This is a genomic window from Nonomuraea sp. NPDC003560, assembly GCF_042878785.1.
GTDB lineage: Bacteria > Actinomycetota > Actinomycetes > Streptosporangiales > Streptosporangiaceae > Nonomuraea.
Genome location: NZ_JBIAOF010000031.1, coordinates 1 through 2678 on the forward strand (window position 1 = coordinate 1; position 2678 = coordinate 2678).

Consider the following 2678-nt stretch of genomic DNA (forward strand, 5'->3'; position numbering starts at 1 on the left):
TAAATGATTTTGAGAAATTTAATAGGAAAAGAAGAGTGTTCAGAAAATGACCATTTTATGGACGCTCAAATATAAAAGAACATTGACCTACCCGAATTGCTAGTTGATTATTTAGCCATGACTTGATACCCGATAGAATATCTTAAAGTCTCTGGTTCCAGTGATTTAGCTGATTTTAACAGTAAAGAATACGCTAAAAGTATCATCTCTAATTTCAATTGAAAACCTTGAGGCGAACGACTTTTACAACGCTCAGCTCCTAGATTTGTCAAAAAAGAGAAAACTCGCTCAATCACTTTTCTACGTTTTGAAAAATTAGGGAAAAGGATTTTCTTTTGCTTCATGTTCTTCCTGACAGGTGTAATTAGATCAATTCCTTTTAATTCCAGCCTATCATGCAGTGACTGACCTAGATATCCCATATCTCCAAGGACTGTTGGTGTCCCAAATTGACTCAACACTTCCTCGGTCATTGAACGATCAGCCATTGAAGCAGGAGTAATTGTGTAGTCTATGACATAGCCTGATTCACTGACTAAAGCATGACATTTACATCCATAGAAGTACTGTCCCTTTGTAGCATTGTAGCCAACATTGGCATCATCTCCAAGAACTTTGCTTATGAAGTTACGAATAGGCTGACACAAAGGAATGGGGAAGCTGTCAATAATGGATACACTCATTCCTTCAACCTCTTTAAAGACGAGTGCTTGGCGAATGACTTGGATACTCGGTAAGAGGGCATTACAACGGCGGACAAAGCGAGAATATTCTAGGAAATTAGGAAATAAACTTTGAGCCAATTGGTGCTTAGCTTTAAGTGTTTCACTAAAATGCAGTACGCCCCATAGGTAACAAGCGATAACTAAGCAATCTGATGTTGCGAGATGGACGTTCTTTCGGTTTTGAACCTCAAGGGGAACACTCGTTTGATAAAGCGTCTCAATGGTTGTCAGTAAATAAACAAAAACTTTTGGAAGTGTGCTATTATAAGTCATATAAGTCGTGCGCTTTCTAATGCCTAGTGGTTTTAGATTAGGATAGCACGACTTATTTATTTTCCAATGAAATTAACTAGCAATTCGGGTATTGACCTAAGAAGATGTATTCCATTTTGTATCCATTTATTTGAATTTAGTCCAGTTCTAACTATCTTTTTTTTCAAATTTAAGCTAAAATGAATTGATGGTTCTGTTGCGAAGTTTGAAAATCAAACGCGCCCTCTCTGAACTCCAAATATCTTAGGCTGGTATTCCCATTAATACCTTGATTTCAGTAGACACCGCAAAGCCGAAGAGCGTTCCATTTCTTCGGTTCTTTTTATATATTCCTCGAAGGGTCTCCATGCCCTTAATCGTGGAAGAGGCTGTACGGAGACTTTGATAAAATTTATTCCGTCGTTTAATAGGTCGATGGTCTTGTTCTATTAAATTGTTAAGATACTTCACAGTTCGGTGCTCTGTCTTAGTATATAAACCCACACTCTGTAACTTTCTAAAGGCGGAGCCAAGAGAAGGTGCTTTATCGGTCACAATTGCTTTCGGCTCACCAAACTGTTTATGGAGTCGTTTTAAGAAAGCATAGGCTGCTTGCGTATCCCGTTTCTTTCGTAACCAGATATCTAAGGTTAAGCCGTCCGCATCAATTGCACGATAAAGATAATGCCAACGTCCCTTAATTTTGATATAGGTTTCGTCCATTTTCCATGAATAGAAGGATTGTCTATTTTTCTTCTTCCAAAGATAATAGAGGACTTTGCTGTACTCTTGCACCCAACGATAAACCGTAGTATGACAAACATTTATTCCACGATCATATAACAATTCCTGAACTTCACGATAGCTTAGATTGTAACGCGGGTAGTAACCAACAGCGACAATAATGATGTCTTTTTTGAATTGTTTGCCTTTAAAATGATTCATTACTCTGTCCTCTCTGTCTTTTTTCTCAATTTTACACTAAAATAGATTTTTTGGAAAACTTTGCAACAGAACCAAAGAAATAATAAATTCTAGGCCCTTAAAAGAAAAAATCAAATTTTTAACAAAGGTTATTATTATTAAGGCGAAAAACCATTAAGCCGTTAAACGAAAACGCAATTAGGATTGACTAGTTGAGGCTTGGTTAACCATCAACATCACTATTCAATGAAGAAACAGGCCTTGAATCTGAACGGTGGCTATCATACGCATAACGATCAAACATCGTCACAAGCGATCAAACGAGTTTAGGAGGGTGCTAGATGTTTAAACGTAAAGAAAAGAATATAACGACTACGGCACCAATTAATCTCACCACGATTAATGAACCCATGTCGGTCATTACTGAGCAGATTAAAACAATTCGAACTAATATCAATTTTGCGGCTACTGACCATAAGCTACGAACTTTGATGGTGACTTCGGCCATGCTTGGCGAGGGTAAATCGACAGTAAGTGGTAACTTAGCAGTGGAGTATGCCAAGGAAGGCAAGCAAGTCTTACTGGTCGATGCTGACTTGCGACGAGCAACGATTCATAAGACATTTGGCCTTAAAAACCATAAGGGATTAAGTTCATGGTTAGCCAATCAGATGGACGATGTGAATGATGCAATTCATCCCGTCATTGGCAATCTATAATTGTATAAATAGTATGTATACTTTATAACAATGGAGTGTTTTAATGAATCTTTTGTTT

Annotated in this window: 3 protein-coding genes; 1 reads left to right on the top strand and 2 read right to left on the bottom strand. The window is 37.5% G+C overall.

Features of this window, described 5'->3' with window-relative positions; all coding sequences use genetic code 11:
* Positions 1–107: 107 nt before the first annotated feature.
* Positions 108–998: an IS982-like element IS982B family transposase gene (locus ACFYUV_RS51350; RefSeq protein WP_387683433.1), complete on the bottom strand. Its 891-nt coding sequence runs from the start codon at positions 996–998 to the stop codon at positions 108–110.
* 243 nt (positions 999–1241) lie between these two features.
* Complete coding sequence (locus ACFYUV_RS51355; RefSeq protein ID WP_387683435.1) at positions 1242–1922, bottom strand: IS6 family transposase; 681 nt, start codon at positions 1920–1922, stop codon at positions 1242–1244.
* 320 nt (positions 1923–2242) lie between these two features.
* On the opposite strand from ACFYUV_RS51355, the gene ACFYUV_RS51360 reads away from it, so the two are divergent.
* Positions 2243–2620 (top strand): CpsD/CapB family tyrosine-protein kinase, encoded by a 378-nt coding sequence (locus ACFYUV_RS51360; protein WP_356489093.1) that lies wholly within the window; start codon positions 2243–2245, stop codon positions 2618–2620.
* The last annotated feature ends 58 nt before the right edge of the window (positions 2621–2678 follow it).

What these genes read in the sequence shown, in the direction of transcription:
- ACFYUV_RS51350 (WP_387683433.1), bottom strand. Translation starts at nt 998, where the DNA reads ATGACTTATAATAGCACACTTCCAAAAGTTTTTGTTTATTTACTGACA.
- ACFYUV_RS51355 (WP_387683435.1), bottom strand. Translation starts at nt 1,922, where the DNA reads ATGAATCATTTTAAAGGCAAACAATTCAAAAAAGACATCATTATTGTC.
- ACFYUV_RS51360 (WP_356489093.1), top strand. Translation starts at nt 2,243, where the DNA reads ATGTTTAAACGTAAAGAAAAGAATATAACGACTACGGCACCAATTAAT.